16 protein-coding genes are annotated in these 15400 nt (G+C 61.3%); 12 read left to right on the forward strand and 4 right to left on the reverse strand.

The annotated features are described in order from the left end of the window. The first annotated feature begins 912 nt into the window (after positions 1-912). The 10 genes from EOC06_RS04160 (at position 913) to EOC06_RS04205 (ending at position 10065) form a co-directional block, all read left to right on the forward strand. Entirely contained in the window at positions 913-1617 is a 705-nt protein-coding gene (locus EOC06_RS04160) for a heme-binding protein (protein WP_127811240.1), read from the forward strand. After that, the gene (locus EOC06_RS04165; RefSeq protein ID WP_128307161.1) at positions 1614-3494 is read left to right on the forward strand and encodes a methanol/ethanol family PQQ-dependent dehydrogenase; all 1881 of its coding nucleotides are present in this window, start codon (positions 1614-1616) and stop codon (positions 3492-3494) included. The genes EOC06_RS04160 and EOC06_RS04165 overlap by 4 nt, the downstream gene beginning before the upstream one ends. Next, positions 3475-4344 carry a substrate-binding domain-containing protein gene (locus EOC06_RS04170; RefSeq protein WP_127331654.1) on the forward strand — a complete coding sequence of 290 codons (870 nt, stop codon included), beginning with the start codon at positions 3475-3477 and terminating at the stop codon, positions 4342-4344. Before EOC06_RS04165 ends, EOC06_RS04170 begins: the two co-directional genes overlap by 20 nt. After that, positions 4341-4874: a c-type cytochrome gene (locus tag EOC06_RS04175; RefSeq protein ID WP_127296112.1), complete on the forward strand. Its 534-nt coding sequence runs from the start codon at positions 4341-4343 to the stop codon at positions 4872-4874. The genes EOC06_RS04170 and EOC06_RS04175 overlap by 4 nt, the downstream gene beginning before the upstream one ends. 14 nt (positions 4875-4888) lie before the next feature. Then, positions 4889-5881 (forward strand): cytochrome c oxidase subunit II, encoded by a 993-nt coding sequence (gene coxB, locus EOC06_RS04180; RefSeq protein WP_127331652.1) that lies wholly within the window; start codon positions 4889-4891, stop codon positions 5879-5881. After that, on the forward strand, positions 5878-7848 hold the full coding sequence (gene ctaD, locus EOC06_RS04185; RefSeq protein WP_128307162.1) for a cytochrome c oxidase subunit I: 1971 nt from the start codon (positions 5878-5880) through the stop codon (positions 7846-7848). Before coxB ends, ctaD begins: the two co-directional genes overlap by 4 nt. Beyond that, positions 7845-8450, forward strand: a complete 606-nt coding sequence (locus EOC06_RS04190) for a cytochrome c oxidase subunit 3 (RefSeq protein ID WP_127268121.1) — start codon at positions 7845-7847, stop codon at positions 8448-8450. Before ctaD ends, EOC06_RS04190 begins: the two co-directional genes overlap by 4 nt. 133 nt (positions 8451-8583) lie before the next feature. Further along, the gene (locus tag EOC06_RS41645; RefSeq protein WP_245469322.1) at positions 8584-8793 is read left to right on the forward strand and encodes a hypothetical protein; all 210 of its coding nucleotides are present in this window, start codon (positions 8584-8586) and stop codon (positions 8791-8793) included. Beyond that, positions 8790-9668, forward strand: a complete 879-nt coding sequence (locus tag EOC06_RS04200) for a cytochrome c oxidase assembly protein (RefSeq protein ID WP_128307163.1) — start codon at positions 8790-8792, stop codon at positions 9666-9668. The genes EOC06_RS41645 and EOC06_RS04200 overlap by 4 nt, the downstream gene beginning before the upstream one ends. Further along, positions 9649-10065, forward strand: a complete 417-nt coding sequence (locus EOC06_RS04205) for a cytochrome c family protein (RefSeq protein ID WP_127331644.1) — start codon at positions 9649-9651, stop codon at positions 10063-10065. Before EOC06_RS04200 ends, EOC06_RS04205 begins: the two co-directional genes overlap by 20 nt. 78 nt (positions 10066-10143) lie before the next feature. On the opposite strand, the gene EOC06_RS04210 is transcribed toward EOC06_RS04205, so the two are convergent. The 4 genes from EOC06_RS04210 to EOC06_RS04225 form a co-directional block, all read right to left on the reverse strand. Then, on the reverse strand, positions 10144-10983 hold the full coding sequence (locus EOC06_RS04210) for a DUF3618 domain-containing protein (protein WP_128307164.1): 840 nt from the start codon (positions 10981-10983) through the stop codon (positions 10144-10146). Next, on the reverse strand, positions 10980-11372 hold the full coding sequence (locus EOC06_RS04215; RefSeq protein WP_128307165.1) for a phage holin family protein: 393 nt from the start codon (positions 11370-11372) through the stop codon (positions 10980-10982). Before EOC06_RS04215 ends, EOC06_RS04210 begins: the two co-directional genes overlap by 4 nt. Next, the gene (locus EOC06_RS04220) at positions 11369-11974 is read right to left on the reverse strand and encodes a hypothetical protein (protein WP_128307166.1); all 606 of its coding nucleotides are present in this window, start codon (positions 11972-11974) and stop codon (positions 11369-11371) included. The genes EOC06_RS04215 and EOC06_RS04220 overlap by 4 nt, the downstream gene beginning before the upstream one ends. A gap of 564 nt (positions 11975-12538) precedes the next feature. Further along, positions 12539-13456: a hypothetical protein gene (locus tag EOC06_RS04225; protein ID WP_164898456.1), complete on the reverse strand. Its 918-nt coding sequence runs from the start codon at positions 13454-13456 to the stop codon at positions 12539-12541. A gap of 356 nt (positions 13457-13812) precedes the next feature. Here EOC06_RS04225 and EOC06_RS04230 point away from each other — a divergent pair, with 356 nt between their 5' ends. Together EOC06_RS04230 and EOC06_RS41650 are read left to right on the forward strand one after the other, a co-directional pair. Next, positions 13813-14985, forward strand: a complete 1173-nt coding sequence (locus EOC06_RS04230) for a glycosyltransferase (protein WP_128307167.1) — start codon at positions 13813-13815, stop codon at positions 14983-14985. A gap of 2 nt (positions 14986-14987) precedes the next feature. Continuing rightward, positions 14988-15400, forward strand: a 413-nt coding sequence (locus EOC06_RS41650; protein ID WP_245469323.1) for an NAD(P)-binding protein, incomplete at its 3' end; no start/stop codon positions are given.

Genomic DNA, 15400 nt, shown 5'->3' on the forward strand with positions numbered 1-15400 from the left:
GTGCAGTGTTGAGTGGATGCGTCGTCGCGTCGAGGGCTCATGGCTTCGCCTCTCGGATCGCTCGCAAGGTCGCACGGCGTAGTTTGTCCTCGCGCTTGAAGGTCTTCACGCGGTCGACAAGGCTGCCGCTGCTCGGGCACTCCAACTTCGATGAGGCGTATGAGGTCGCGCTCGCGGGCGCAGTACCGCGGAAGCGGGGGTGGGGTCTATTGCGTGCGTCACCTGCGTGGTCGCAAACGGAGGTCGGCTAGTCCGCCGAATGACTTTATCGCCGTAGCTTCCCTACTCCCACTCGATTGTTCAAACAGCGTATAACCCTTTGAAATCGCTGTCAAATATTTTCCAGAACTGCTAAAATTCCGACACTAGAACCGTCAAAAAATTACGCTCTTGATTTTAAAGGGAAAATCGCCACAAAAAATATTTCGAGGTTTCACCAACTATCGGGACCATCCGGGCGATTTTCGAATTTTATGACGTCCACCAGCGTGCCCAAGTCGCCTCAAAAAGTACCGTCGCCTTCTCAACTAGGCATTTTTCATCGCAAAATGAGCCGTTGTCGCGAGTCCGGGTGGATCGTCCGTATGGTCCCGCAACCGCTCCGCTTCTCCGATAATGCCAAGTGCTTACTAGGTGCGATGAGCCGGCCGCCGGCGGGACAGACGGCAACCCTTGCCATTCACCGGACGGGAACTGTGCATTTTTTCCAAAAGCAGGAACATACCTGCATCGCCCAAGTTAGACATCGACGGCATTGGATCACGGATTCTTTCTCGCATTCTCCAGTCTGACAGAGTGCTCCATGATTCTTTGATGCTCGAACCAATGGGCAGGACAATGTACCGCTGTCAGCTTTTCTTACCTGCCTTTGGCCTGATGTTGGCGGGTGGCCTGTCCCCACAGGGCCAAGCCATGGCACAGGCGCCCTGCCCGGCCCACCACGATAAGCTGCTCGCTGTCCTCAAGGCCAATGTGAAAGCGAGCGGCGGACCTGCCAACGGAGGCTTTGAGACCAACGAATGGGCGGCTGTCGTTGCCCGCGACGGCGCCGTGTGCGCGATCGCTTTCAGCGGTCCCACCGCCGATTCCCAATGGCCGGGCAGTCGCCTCGTCGCGGCAGAGAAGGCCAATACGGCCAATGGGCTCAGCTTGGCGCAAATGGCCCTATCGACGGCCAATCTCTACGCGGGGGCGCAACCTGGCGGGCCGCTTTTCGGCTTGCAGGAGACCAATCCGGTCAACCAGGCCGCAGCCTATGCGGGCGATCCCAAAACGTTCGGAAGCGCCAGCGATCCGCTCGTCGGCAAGCCGATTGGAGGCGTCGTTGTGTTTGGCGGCGGGCTTGCCCTCTATGACGGAAAGAGCATCGTCGGAGGCATCGGGGTCTCCGGAGATTCCTCATGCGCCGATCACAATGTCGCCTGGCGTGTTCGCGCGGCGCTCGGCCTCGACAAGGTTCCCGCCGGAGTCAATCCCAATCGCAAGGACGCCATCGTCTACGATCTGGATCCCGGCGGCAAAAGCGCCTCGGGCTGGGGCCATCCGCTTTGTGCCGGCACCGAGGCTGACATCGCGGCGGAGCTCGGCGCCGGGGTGGGAGGCTCGATCCACAAATGAAAGGCATGCTGCACCCGGCACAGGCGCGCGTTAACGAAGGACGAGGCGACCGCGCATCGGCGACCGAGAATTCTTTTCGCACCTGCATACTCTCGGTGATGCTGCTGGCATGCGGCCCATTCCTGAGCGGTGCCTCGGAGCCGCCATCGGCGGCGGCTATTGCGCCGCCCGCCGCCGCCGCGCCACCCGATGACGGGCAATGGACTATGCCGGCCAAGAACTACGCGTCGACCCGCTTCAGCGACCTGACCGAGATCAACGAAGGCAACGTCAAGAACCTGCAGGTCGCCTTCACCTTCTCCACCGGCGTGAACAAGGGCCAGGAAGCAGCGCCGCTGGTTGTCGGCAACATCATGTATATCATCACGCCCTTTCCCAACATCGTCTACGCGCTCGACCTTTCCAGGCCCGGCGCGCCGATGAAGTGGAAGTACGAGCCCAACCCCGAGCCGGCGGCACAAGGGGTGGCCTGCTGCGATGTCGTCAACCGCGGCGCGGCCTTCGCCGACGGGCGCATCTTCTTCAACACGCTGGACGGCCACACGATCGCCCTCGACGCCAACACAGGCAAACCAATCTGGAACGCCCATATCGGCAACATCAACATCGGCGAGACCATCACCATGGCTCCGCTGGTGGTGAAGGGCAAAGTTTTGGTCGGCAATTCCGGCGGCGAAATGGGCGTCCGCGGCTGGGTCAAGGCGCTGGATGCCGGAGACGGGCATATTGTCTGGACGGCTTATGGCACTGGACCCGACAAGGATGTGCTGATCGGCCCGGACTTCAAGCCCCACTATGACATGGACAAGGGCACAGACCTTGGCGTGACGACATGGCCGCCGGAAGCCTGGAAGATCGGCGGCGGCAATATGTGGGGCTGGATCTCCTACGATCCGGCCTTGAACTTGATCTTCCACGGCACAGGCAATCCAGGACCGTGGAATCCGGATTTGCGGCCCGGCGACAACAAATGGACGTCCGGTATTTTCGCGCGTGATCCCGATACCGGAGCGGCGAAGTGGTTCTATCAGTGGAGCCCGCATGACCTCCATGACTATGACGGGATCAACGAGCAGATCCTTCTGGACATGACCTGGCAAGGCAAGCCGCGCAAGGTCCTCGTCCGACCGGAACGCAACGGCTACCTCTATATCCTTGATCGAACCACTGGCGAGGTGTTGTCCGCCACAGCCTACGGTCCGGTTAATTCCAGCAAAGGCGTCGACCTGAAGACCGGCCGCCTGATTGCAAACCCCGACAAGAAGACCGGCACCGGCAAGGTGGTCCGAGACATTTGCCCGACAGCGTCCGGCCTCAAGGACTGGCAGCCATCGGCCTTTTCGCCGAGGACCGGCCTGCTCTACATCCCCCACAACAATCTCTGCATGGATGAAGAAGGCGTCGAGGTAAACTACATCGCAGGCACGCCCTATGTCGGCATGAACGTACGCATGATCCCCGGGCCGGGCGGCAATCGTGGTGCCTTCACCGCCTGGGATGTTGCCGCCGCGAAGCCGGCCTGGGTCCTGAAGGAGAACTTTCCGGTGTGGAGCGGCACCGTCGTCACTGCCGGCGATGTCGTCTTTTACGGCACCATGGAAGGCTGGTTCAAGGCGGTCAGCGCCAGGACTGGCGATCTCCTTTGGCAATTCAAGACATCGTCCGGCATCATCGGCCAGCCGATAACCTATCGCGGCCCCGATGGGCACCAATATGTCGCAATTCTGTCAGGCGTCGGTGGCTGGGCCGGTGCCATCGTTTCCGGCGACCTCGACCCGCGCGATGCCACCGCGGCACTTGGCTTCGTCAACGCGATGAAGGATCTAAAGAACGCTACCACGGCGGGAGGCACGCTTTATGTGTTCCGGCTGCCTTGATGGATTGGACTTGACCGTACGTCCGGCGCGAAAGGCGTTCCAACGGGTGGCGATCGGCATGGCCGGGCTCGCCTTGTTGCTCTTGCCGGCCATTGCCAATCCACGTGAGTTGAGAGTGTGCGCCGACCCGAACAACATGCCGTTTTCCAACGCGGCCGGTCAAGGCTTCGAGAACAAGATCGCGGAAATCATCGCCACTGATCTCGGCGCCAAGCTGACGTATACTTGGTGGGCGCAGCGCCGTGGCTTCATCCGCAACACGCTGAAGGCAGGCCTTTGCGATCTCGTGCCCGGCACGCCTGCCAATCTCGAAATGCTGCGCACGACCACGCCTTACTACCGTTCGTCTTATGTCTTTGTAACCCGCCAGGACGGCCCGGACGTGGCCTCCTTCAACGACCCGCGGTTGCAAGAATTGCGTATCGGTGTTCAGCTCATCGGCGACGATGGCGCCAACTCGCCGCCAGTCCAGGCGCTTGGCCGCCGCGGCATCGTCGGGCACCTCATCGGCTACCCCGTCTATGGCGACTACTCCGCTCCCAACCCTCCGGCGCGCATCGTCGAAGCTGTCGCGAACGGCGAGATCGATCTTGCCGTGGTCTGGGGTCCGCTCGCCGGCTATTTCGCCCAGCGGCAAAAGGTGTCGCTCCGGATCACGCCGGTCACGCCTCGCATCGACGGACCGCAACTGCCGCTAATGTACGACATCTCAATGGGTGTTCGGCGCGAGGACGATGTGCTGCGTGGCGATGTGAATAGCGCGCTTGCCAGACACAAGGCCCAGATCGACGCGGTTCTGGCGCAATACGGCGTACCGCGTCTGGACATGGCCGGGAGTCCGGCGCGATGAGGCAGGCTCTGGCGATGTTACTGCCCTTGACGCTGGCCCTGGTCGCCTGCCAGCGCGAGGAGCGCGACACGCGACCGCAATCGGCGCTCGGTTCAGGTGAGCAGCCGACGCCCGTGACCACGTTGGAGCCGGGCGGACAGCGACCCTCCCCCACCGATAACAAGGCGGCGAGCTTCGAGGCCAACGCCTTCCACATGAGCGAGGGCAAACGCCTGTTCAGCTGGTTCAACTGCTCGGGCTGCCATGCCAATGGCGGTGGCGGCATGGGCCCGGCGCTCATGGACGAGAAGTGGCTCTACGGCAGCTCGATCGAAAGCATCCACGCCACGATCCGCGACGGCAGGCCGAACGGGATGCCGAGCTTCGGCCAGAAGATACCCGATGACCAGATATGGGAGCTGGCGGCATATGTGCGTGCACTGGGCGGCAACGCGCCCTCCTCCGCCGCGCCGCAACGCAATGACGGCATGATGGTGCATCCCTCGGAAAACCGCCTGCCGGATGCCGCGACACTGGGCAAATCACCGTGAGGCGCCCGGCTTCGATGACCTTCGCTCTCTGTCTCCTGCTTCTGCAGGGATGCGCAGGCTGGCAGTCGGCGCTGGATCCGAAAGGCCCCGCAGCCGACGAGTTGGCTTGGCTGATCTGGTTCTTCACCGCGCTTTGCGCGGTTGTGTGGGTGCTGGTGATGATCGCGCTCGCAGCACCGCTGGTTATGCGATCGCGTCCCGGCGATGAACCCCTCTTACTCGACGAAGCGGCCGAACGCCGCAAGATGCGCGTGGTCGCGTCCGCCGTCGGACTGACCGCCATCATCCTGATCGGACTGACGCTGCTAAGCTTTTTCGCCAACAGGACGCTGGCTGCAATCGGCTCGGAGGCTGTGCTGACAATCAGGGTGACCGGGCACCAGTGGTGGTGGGAGTTGCGCTACGAGGATGCTACGCCGAGCCGCATCCTGACGACGGCAAACGAGATCCATATCCCTGCCGGCGAGCCGGTGCGGCTGCTATTGACCTCGACCGATGTGATCCATTCCTTCTGGATCCCAAGCTTGGCCGGCAAACTCGATCTTATCCCCGGCCACATGAACGTGCTGGATATCAAGGCGGACAAGCCGGGCGTCTACCGCGGTCAATGCGCTGAATTCTGCGGTGCGCAGCACGCCAATATGGGCACCTTCATCATCGCCGAGCCGCGCCCGAAATTCGATGCCTGGCTGAACGACCAGTTGCAGCCGGCCGGCGCGCCGGCGAGCGGCGAAGCCAAGGCCGGCGCGGACCTGTTCCTCAAACGCCCCTGCGTGATGTGCCACAGGATCGGGGGAACGCCGGCCGGCGGAACGGTGGCTCCCGACCTCACCCACATCGCCAGCCGGAAAACATTGGCGGCCGGAACGCTGACGATGAGCCGCGGCAATCTCGCCGCCTGGATAGCCGACCCGCAAGGCATCAAGCCGGGTTCCCACATGCCAGTGGCAGATCTCAACGGCGACGAGCTCAACGCAATCGTCGCTTATCTCGAGGGGCTGAAATGAGCAGCGCCGATGTCACAGGCGACCGCCACATCCCGGAACCAGACCCCGCCAAGGGCGACCTTGCTCCCGAACGTGACGGCCCCCGCGATACCGGCATGGATGATGCCAGCCTGCATCGCTGGCTCGAGCGCACCTGGCGGACGCCGTCCGGCATCGTCGGAGCGCTCTCGAGCGTCGATCACAAGGTGATCGCACGACGCTATTTGATCACCGCTTTCGTCTTCCTTGGTCTTGGCGGTCTCAACGCTGTCGCCATGCGTATCCAGCTTTCGGGACCTCAACGCGGCCTGATCGGGCCCGACCTCTACAACCAGCTGTTCACCATGCATGGCGTTACGATGATGTTTCTGTTCGCCGTGCCCATCGTGCAGGCGACCGGAATCTACCTGGTGCCGCTGATGGTCGGCACCCGCAACATCGCGTTTCCGCGCCTGAACGCGTTCAGCTATTGGATCTACGTCTCGGGCGGCGCTTTCGCCTGGGTGTCCTTCGCCCTCAACATGGCTCCTGATGTGGGCTGGTTCGCTTACGTGCCGCTGTCCGGCCCCGAATTCGCACCGGGCAAGCGCGCCGATGTCTGGGCGCAGATGATCACCTATACCGAAGTGTCGTCATTGGCCGTCGCTGTTGCGACCATCGTCACTGTGTTCAAACAGCGTGCCCCCGGCATGTCGCTGGACAAGATCCCACTCTATGTCTGGGCGATGCTGGTCACTTCCTTCGTCGTCGTCTTCGCGATGCCGGCGGTGATGATCACCTCGACTTTCCTGATCCTTGACCGCCTGGTCGGCACGCACATCTTCAACCCGGCGGAAGGTGGGGATGCTCTGCTGTTCCAACATCTCTTCTGGTTCTTCGGCCATCCGGAGGTTTACATCATCTTCCTGCCGGCGACGGGCATGGTGTCCGCGATCATTCCTGTTTTCGCCAGGCGACCGACATTCGGTCATCTCGGGCTGGTCCTGTCGCTGATCGCAGTCGGCTTCCTGTCGTTCGGGCTCTGGGTTCACCACATGTTCGCCACGGGATTGCCTAAGCTCGGCGCCAGTTTCTTCACCGCATCCAGCATGCTGATCGCCATTCCAAACGGCGTGCAGATCTTCTGCTGGCTTGCAACACTTTGGGACGGCCGGCCGGTGATCCGGACGCCATTGCTGTTCGTCTTCGGCTTCTTCTTCATCTTCGTCATCGGCGGGCTGACCGGCGTCATGCTCGCCTCTGTGCCATTGGATCTTCAGGTGCACGACACCTATTTCGTCGTCGCGCATTTCCACTACGTGCTGATCGGCGGCTCGGTGTTCCCGCTGCTTGGCGCGGCTTATTTCTGGTTCCCGAAGATCACCGGCCGCATGATGAGCGAACGCCTTGGACGGTGGCATTTCTGGCTGGCCTTCATCGGGTTCAATGCGGCCTTTTTCCCGATGCATCTCGTCGGCCTATGGGGCATGCCACGAAGGGTCTACACCTATCCGGCCGAGCTTGGCTGGGGCAACATCAACCTTTTCATCTCTGCCGGGGCGCTGCTCTTTTTCCTGAGCTTTGTCCTGTTCACTTTCAATCTGGTGCATGGCGCGCTCAAAGGCACCCTGGCCGGCAACAACCCGTGGGACGCAGGAACCTTGGAGTGGGCAACGTCCTCGCCACCGCCGAGCTATAATTTCGCACGCATTCCCATGGTTACCCATATCGAGCCGCTCTGGGCCGAGCGCGAGGCGCTCCCTGTAGCGACCGGGCTCCGCGTCGATGCGCGCGAACTCCTCATCTCGACCTTGGCCGAAGCTTATCCCGATATTCGCGAGAAATCGGCCACACCGTCGATCTGGCCGCTTTTTGCGGCGCTAGCCGTCGGCGGCACGTTTCTCTATTCGATCTTCACGCCTTGGGCGATCGTCTGGGGCGCCGCGCCGATCGCCATCACGTTGATCGGTTGGTTCTGGCCGAAGGGCGATCCGGAGGACCAGGAATGAAGCAGCGCGCCGCCGCCGATCTTTCTGGCCTGCCGACCTTCGGGCACGGTCCGCGCAGCCCCACCTGGTGGGGCACGCTCGGCTTCATGGCTTTGGAAGGCACCGGTTTTGCGCTGGCAGCGGGCGCATATCTCTATCTTGCGCTGTCGTGGCCAGCGTGGCGGCTTAGCGCACCGCAGCCTGACCATTGGCCCGGAACGATCGTGACGATTTTGTTTGTCGTCAGCCTTGTGCCCAACCACGTCCTCCACCGCCACGCCAAGCAATGCTCCATGGTTCCGGTGCGGATCGGCCTGGTGGTCATGTCGCTGCTCGGCATCGCTCCGCTCGTCGTGCGCTGGTTCGAATTCCCCGCCCTCAACATCTATTGGGACACCAACGCCTATGGATCGATGCTCTGGGTGCTGCTTGGCCTGCACACCACGCACCTCATAACCGATGTCGGCGACACCATCGTGCTGACAGTGCTGATGTTCACGCGCCACGGCTATAGCGGCCGGCGCTTCGGCGATGTCGGCGACAATGTCTTCTACTGGGATTTCGTGGTCCTGACCTGGATCCCGATCTACGTGCTCATCTATTGGGCGCCGAGGCTAGGCTGAGATGCGAGCGTTGCGGTTGGGAACGTCCTGGGGTGGTCTTCTGTCAGGTCCGCTGGCCTGGGCGGTCTCGACACAGCTGAATTATGCACTGGTGCCTTGGCAATGCAACCGTCAGGTGCCAGTCGTGCTTCCCGTGGCGCTGCTGCTCGTCTTGTTGTCGCTGCTCGGCGGGGCGCTGTCGTGGCGGGCGAAGCGGCGAGGCGGTGCCGCATTCAAGCCGGAGCGTACGCGCGGCACAGAGCGCTTCGTCGCCAATCTCGGGATGTTGTCGGCGTTGCTGTTTGCGCTTGTGATCCTCATGCAAGGCAGCGCGGCGCTGATCCTGGATGGGTGCCTGCGATGAACCTGGACGCGCTGTTCCCTACTTCCATCTGCTACGGCGCCGGCGCGCCCGGGGCCGGGTGGACGCTCGCGCTGCCCATCACCCTGCCACTCGCCGTGCTTGCCCTGATATATGTCGTTGGCGCTGGCCGGCTTTGGCGGCGCAGCAGCCGCGGCAGGACGTTGCGGCTGCGCCAGGCTCTGCTGTTCACGGCCGGATGGAGCGTGTTGACAGCCGCATTGGTCAGCCCGATTCATGTGCTCGGCGAGCAGGTCTTTGCGGCGCATATGATCGAGCATGAGCTGCTGATGGCCGTGGCGGCGCCGCTGTTGGTCTCTGCCTGCCCGGCTGCGGCCTTGATGTGGGGCCTACCCATCCGGTTACGGCGCATTCTGGGAATTGCCGGACACGCCAATTGGCTGAGGGTGGTCTGGGCCTTCGCAACGCGGCCGATCAGCGCGACCATTATCCACGGCATTGCTATATGGATTTGGCACATTCCGGTGTTGTTCGAGGCCGCGCTCGAACGCGGCGTACTGCACTATGCACAGCACGCGAGCTTCTTCGGAACAGGGCTGCTGTTCTGGTGGGTCCTCTTGCCGCGTCCCGGCCGCCAGCATGCCTATGGGAGCGCAGTGATGCACCTCTTTGTCACCTCGCTGCATACCGGGCTGCTCGGCGTTCTCCTGTTGCTCTCGCCACGCCTCTGGTACCCGGAGAACGCCGTGGGAGCGGCACTGTGGAATTTGAGCCCCCTGGAGGACCAGCAACTTGCTGGGCTGGTGATGTGGGTTCCGGCTGGATTGATATATGGCGGCGCAGCGCTGCTGCTGGCCGCGTTGTGGATCAAGGCGAGCGGAAGGAGGGAGGCGGCGCATGCGTACGAGCGTGTCTAAACTGCTTGCCGCCGTCATCGCCGCGCTGGTGCTGCTCGTCGCGGCCGTGGCCGGAATGACCTGGTGGTCCGATCGGGCCGCGCGCGTCCGCCACGAGGCGGAGGCGGCCACAGGCGGTGACACTGCGAGGGCCTTGCCGATCATGAATGCGAATGGCTGTTCCGGCTGCCATACGATTACGGGCGTGCCGGGCGCGCAAGGGCAGGTCGGTCCTCGCCTGGATGCCAGTCTTGCTGACCGCGTCTTTATCGGCGGCGGGCTGGCCAACAATCCAGAGAACCTGATCCGCTGGATACGATCGGCCAGGGAAATCAATCCGCACACCGCCATGCCGTCGACCCGGATTACAGAGCAGCAGGCGCGCGATATCGCGGCTTACCTCTACGCTCTGAAATGACTCGAGCGGTTCACCGTTTGAACAACAACGCCGGCCCTTCTGAAGAGACCGACTATCGTTGATCCAGGATCATTCAAGCTAGGTTTGACGCTGAGACGGATCGGAAATCCGTTCACGCACGGCATGCTCGGTTTTGTCTGCTGTGGACTTCACGACCTCGCCGAGCTGATCGGCCATCGTGCCTGCTTCCATATTTTGCCGGCCAGCTTCCTGCTTGATGGTCTCATAGGCGTCGGCGGCGACCTGCTTGGCTTCATCCAGACCCCTGTCGAGCATGGTTTCGGCGGTGTCGCGAAGCTTGTCGCCATAGGCGCCTAGTTGCTCATCCTCCGTTGCGGTATGGGGCAGCATTGCACCTATGGCGGCGCCGATGGCGAGACCGGCGGCCGCTACGGCCAAGGGTTGGTTCTCAAACAGTTCTTGGGCAGAGCGGGTGGTTTTCGCCGCCATCTCGCCGGTCACCGATCTTGCAGTGGCCGTGCTGCCCGTCAAACCCTCGGCGGCGTTGCTTGCCGCGCTCGAAACGGTATCGCTGACGCTGGTAGCAGCCGACGACAGCGATGTGGCGGCATCGGAAAGCGTGCTGCCAAGGCCTCCACGCTCCCCGTCATCATGTCGTCCCGGCGACGAAGGCATGGAGTATCCAGCCGAACCGTGGGGGGTGTTTGAGGTACCGCTGCCGAACATCAGCCAAGCCAGACCTGCGCCCACCATGGTGACCGGCAAAGGATTGTCTCGGACCTGCGTTCTGAGATTGCTGAGCATGGCCGAGCTCTCCCCTCCCGAGAACAGCCCGGTGAACTCATCCAGCAATTGTCCGGGCGTCATCTTGCCTCGAATGGATTCGGCGGTCTCCATCACCCGGGCGCGGGCTGCCTCGGCCTCGCGTTCAAGTTCGGCTGCGGATTTCTCTTTCATCTCACCTGTTCCTTGATCACGCTCGCGTCGCGCTTAAGCTGTTCCTGGGTCCGGTCGGGGGTAAGTTCCGAAGGCGCCATGCTGGCCATCCCGGTCCGCAGCAGGATGACGCCGAGGACCGCCACGACCACACCGACCAGCAGGGAAGACCACCCCGCGCCTAGCCCTGCCCGCGTCAGTGCGATAACGAGTGCCTGCAGCAACACCAATAGCGCGGCGAGCAGGCAAATCGCGCCGCCCAGTACTTCCGCGGCACCTGCTCCGGCTTTGGCAAGCTTTTCAGAGAGCTCCGCCCGAAACAGCCTGGCCTCGGTTTGCACCAGAGTGGTGACATTCTGGGCCAAGTCGGTGATCAGTCCGGCAAGGCTGGGATTGTCCTGGGTGTTCATCTGTCCTGCTCCGCGTTCTGCGTGGCCCCATCATCGCCGACGAGGCCCGAATCCTGCGAACGATCAACGGACCAACCCTGTGCCTGATCGGTGTGTGATTTGAGGTCTCCCGCATCCTGGAATTCTGGACCCGCCGGCGGAGAAGCCTTGATGAACCGCCCGAGAGCCAATCCGGCCAATACCGATCCGGCAAGCAGGACACCGGGATTTTGCCGGCCAAAGGACTGCACGTCCTCCAGGACCTGGCCGAACGGTTTCTGTTTCAATGACGATGAAAGCCGCTCCAAGCCACCGGCGGCATCCAATGCGAACTTCGATGCGTTCCTTTCATCGTTGTTGGCCAGATGGTCACTGGCCGCGCGCAGTGCGCCGCCCAGCGCCGCCAGACTCGATCCGATGTCGCGCTGAGCTTCCTCCGCCTTGTCGGAAATCGCATCCCTGGCTTCAGATGCATAATCGCCAGCCTTACGGGTCACCGTGTCACGCGCGTCGTGAAGCAGCTCGCTGGCACGTTCTTGTTCCTGGCGAAGCCTGTCGGAAACGTCGCTTTTTGCCTTGTCGAAATCGGTGGGCTGTCCGCCCTGATCGTTCTCATGCTGCATGGGCCACCTAGTGAAGACCGAGGAAGGAGAGGACCGCGAGCACGACAACGATAAGGCCGATAAGATAGATGACACTGTTCATGTGCACGTCCTCCGTGGCTTCCCAACTTCGTGGAACCTCCGATGTTCCACTAGGTGAAAGCATTTATGATCAGGCTGAAACGGAGAGCTCGTCAGGCACGCAACAATCAGGAATGAGCTGAGCTGCCCCTCGTGCGGAGCTTCAGTGGCTCGAGTACAAACCTTGTGCTCCCGACTGCGCACGGGTCGAGCGGAAGGCCGCCGGTTGCCTCGGCTTTGGCTGTCCTTTGTCTATTCGGCTGTCCGCCTGTCGATCATCTGCTCGCTCTGGACGCCCGGCACGTCCCTGGCCTGTTGGACGCCTTCAACGAAGCGAGCAACGAAGCGAGGATGAAGGCATAGAATACGTGCTGATGTTTCATTCTCCTGCGGGAAGGAGCAGAGATATTCAGTTCGCCCATGTCTTCGAACGCCGCGACCGACTGCTGCATGGTGTCGTGTGCACGCGCTCCGACGGATTGTTCCGTCCGAGCAACACCTAAATCATGCAACCTTGGAAAACAGGGCGACGTCGCATCTGGCCAAGCCGTAGCGCCACCGATGATCGGTCGTGGCGACCCGGCTTTGGTAAAACAGCGAAAGTTGGCCCCCTTCGATCATCACGGTCGAGTGGCCGTTCTCTCCCGGCTGGCCTGGTTCCAGCACCGGTCCCATCGACACATAAGGTCCAGCAACATCATCGGCGATGGCAAAAAACACGCGTTGCCGGTTTCCCCGAAGGCCATTCGGGAGAAAGCAAGTGGCATTGAGAAGCACGCGGCCATCCGGCAATTCGACCAGTTGTGCGCCCTCTATCCCCCATTCGTAGTCGGGATCCTCTCTCGTGTTGTGGTGAGGAACTTCATTATGGTCAAGGATCTTGCCGATCCGTTTCCAAGGGCCGAACCATGAATCGGATTGGCTACGCGCGAGATAGATGTCGGGCTGTGGCACCCTGGTGAATTTTGGCATGGCGGAATAGACGAGGTAGCGCTTGCCGCCAATAACCGCGGGATGCGGATCGTAAATGCCATCTTCCTCCGTGTCCGGGATGGCGAGGATTGCCGGGCTAAGAACCACCCAATGGAACCCGTCATTGGAAACCGCATGCTCGCAGCGGCCACCAGACTTCATGAACTCGGTCTGGATGAACATATGAAAGACGCCACTTTCGTGAATGACCCCCGGAGCCGCAACACCACTCCCATTGATAGGAAGCTCGATCGACTGATGCTCGGTCCACGGCCCATAAAGGTCCGGCGCCGTGGCATGCAGGATCCTCCACGTCTCGCTGGTCACCGTGCCGCTCGAGCCGAAGACGTGCCACAGGCTGCCATCAAAGACGGGGCAAGGGTCCTTGAGATCATCCACGCTTTGCGGATGAAACAGCGGAAAAACATTGGTTGAAAAGTCGATCTTCATATCAGCCCCGGAATTCGCCTGGCACGGACTCGCCAGTGATGCGGGCGAATCAACTTGATGTCCTGCACATTTTATAACCAGCGACTTAAACGCAAATACGGCAGGTCAGTTCTCCACCGACATTCCCCCGTCGCTCACGCTTTCAAAGCCCGGCGACGCGTGGTGGCCGTTCTCAGCTCCGCAGAAACATCGTCGCATCCGTCATCCGAGCGGTGACTGAGAGCTCTTCACTTCACCTTGGAACAACTCACGCGGTGGAAAGTTAGGAGCTGGTACCGAAGTCTATTTCTCCTCCATCTGCGATTAACAAATGTTAGTCGCAGCATAAATTAAAGATTACAGGAAGGAAAATCTCAATGGAAGCAGCCTTGGGCAGGGTGTCCGCCAGTAAACACGCTGGCAGGGAAAATCTACTGGTTTGCTTCTCGCACTTGCGTTGGAATTTCGTCCATCAACGCCCGCAGCATATTCTCACTCTTGCATCCATGCAGCAGAGAGTGATCTACTTTGAAGAGCCTGTTTTTGAAGAACTGCCACAGCCGCTGATGCGGACGAGCGAGGCGTCGCCAAACATTCTAATTGTGACACCAGTGCTTCCACTTGGCGCGTCGGCCGCGAAATCAGATGCCGTCCAGCGGAGATTTGTTCAGCAGATCATAGCTTCTATGCCGCACAGCCGGCTGATCGCCTGGTACTACACGCCGATGGCTCTTCGCTTCACGGAGTTCCTTGACCCAGACATATGCGTCTACGACTGCATGGACGAACTCTCCGCCTTCAAGAATGCGCCGCCCGAACTGGCGCAGATGGAAAAGGGACTTCTGCGCCGCGCCGATCTCGTTTTCACCGGTGGCCTGAGCCTGTTCGAGACCAAGCGCCGCTTGCATCAGGCCATTTACCCCTTTCCGAGCAGCATCGATGTGAAACACTTTCACAAGGCAAGGCTGCCAGGAAAGGACCCCATCGACCAGGCCGGCATTCCTCACCCGAGGGTGGGGTATTTCGGCGTCATCGACGAGCGGCTGGACGTCGACCTCGTGGCGCTAGCGGCGCGGACCATGCCGGACGTGCATTTCGTCATGATCGGCCCCGTTGTCAAAATCGATCCTGCAATCCTGCCGAAGTCCGACAACCTTCATTGGTTGGGCACGAAGGCCTACTGCGACCTGCCCGATTATCTGCGCCATTGGGATGCCGGGTGGATGCCGTTTGCGCTCAACGAAGCGACCCGGTTCATCAGCCCAACCAAGACGCCAGAGTTTCTGGCGGCGGGCCTGCCGGTGATCTCGACGGCAATCGTCGACGTTGTGCGCAGCTACGGCGCTGCTGGGCTGGTGGAGATCGCCGACGGTGACGACTTGGACAGCAAGCTGCGCTCCCTGCTTTTGCGACCGCGCGAGATGCTGCTGCCGCAAGTCGATGCCTATCTGGCTGACATGTCGTGGGAAAGAACATGGAAGGCCATGGCCGCTCACATTGAGGGCGCCTACCGACGCAAGAAGGTCGTCCCGCTCCGCAGGAGCGCATAGCCATGTTCGATTGGCTGATCGTCGGCGCGGGGTTTGCCGGCAGCGTGCTTGCTGAAAGGATAGCCTCCCAGCGTCATGAAAGCGTTCTCCTGGTCGACCGCCGCAGCCATGTCGGCGGCAACGCCTACGATTGCTACAATGAAGCCGGCATCCTCATCCATCGTTACGGGCCTCATATTTTTCACACCAACAGCCAGTCGATCGTGGACTACCTCTCGCAGTTCACCCAATGGCGCACATACGAGCACAGGGTTCTGGCGGCGGTCGACGGGAAACTGCTTCCCATCCCGATCAATCTCGACACAATAAACCGCCTTTATGGCCTCGAGTTGAATTCCGCACAGTTGGAGGAGTTCTTTGCATCGCGGCGCGAGACGGTAGAGGACGTGCGAACGGCCGAGGATGTTGTCGTCAG

It is taken from the genome of Mesorhizobium sp. M7A.F.Ca.MR.362.00.0.0, from assembly GCF_004023175.1.
GTDB lineage: Bacteria > Pseudomonadota > Alphaproteobacteria > Rhizobiales > Rhizobiaceae > Mesorhizobium.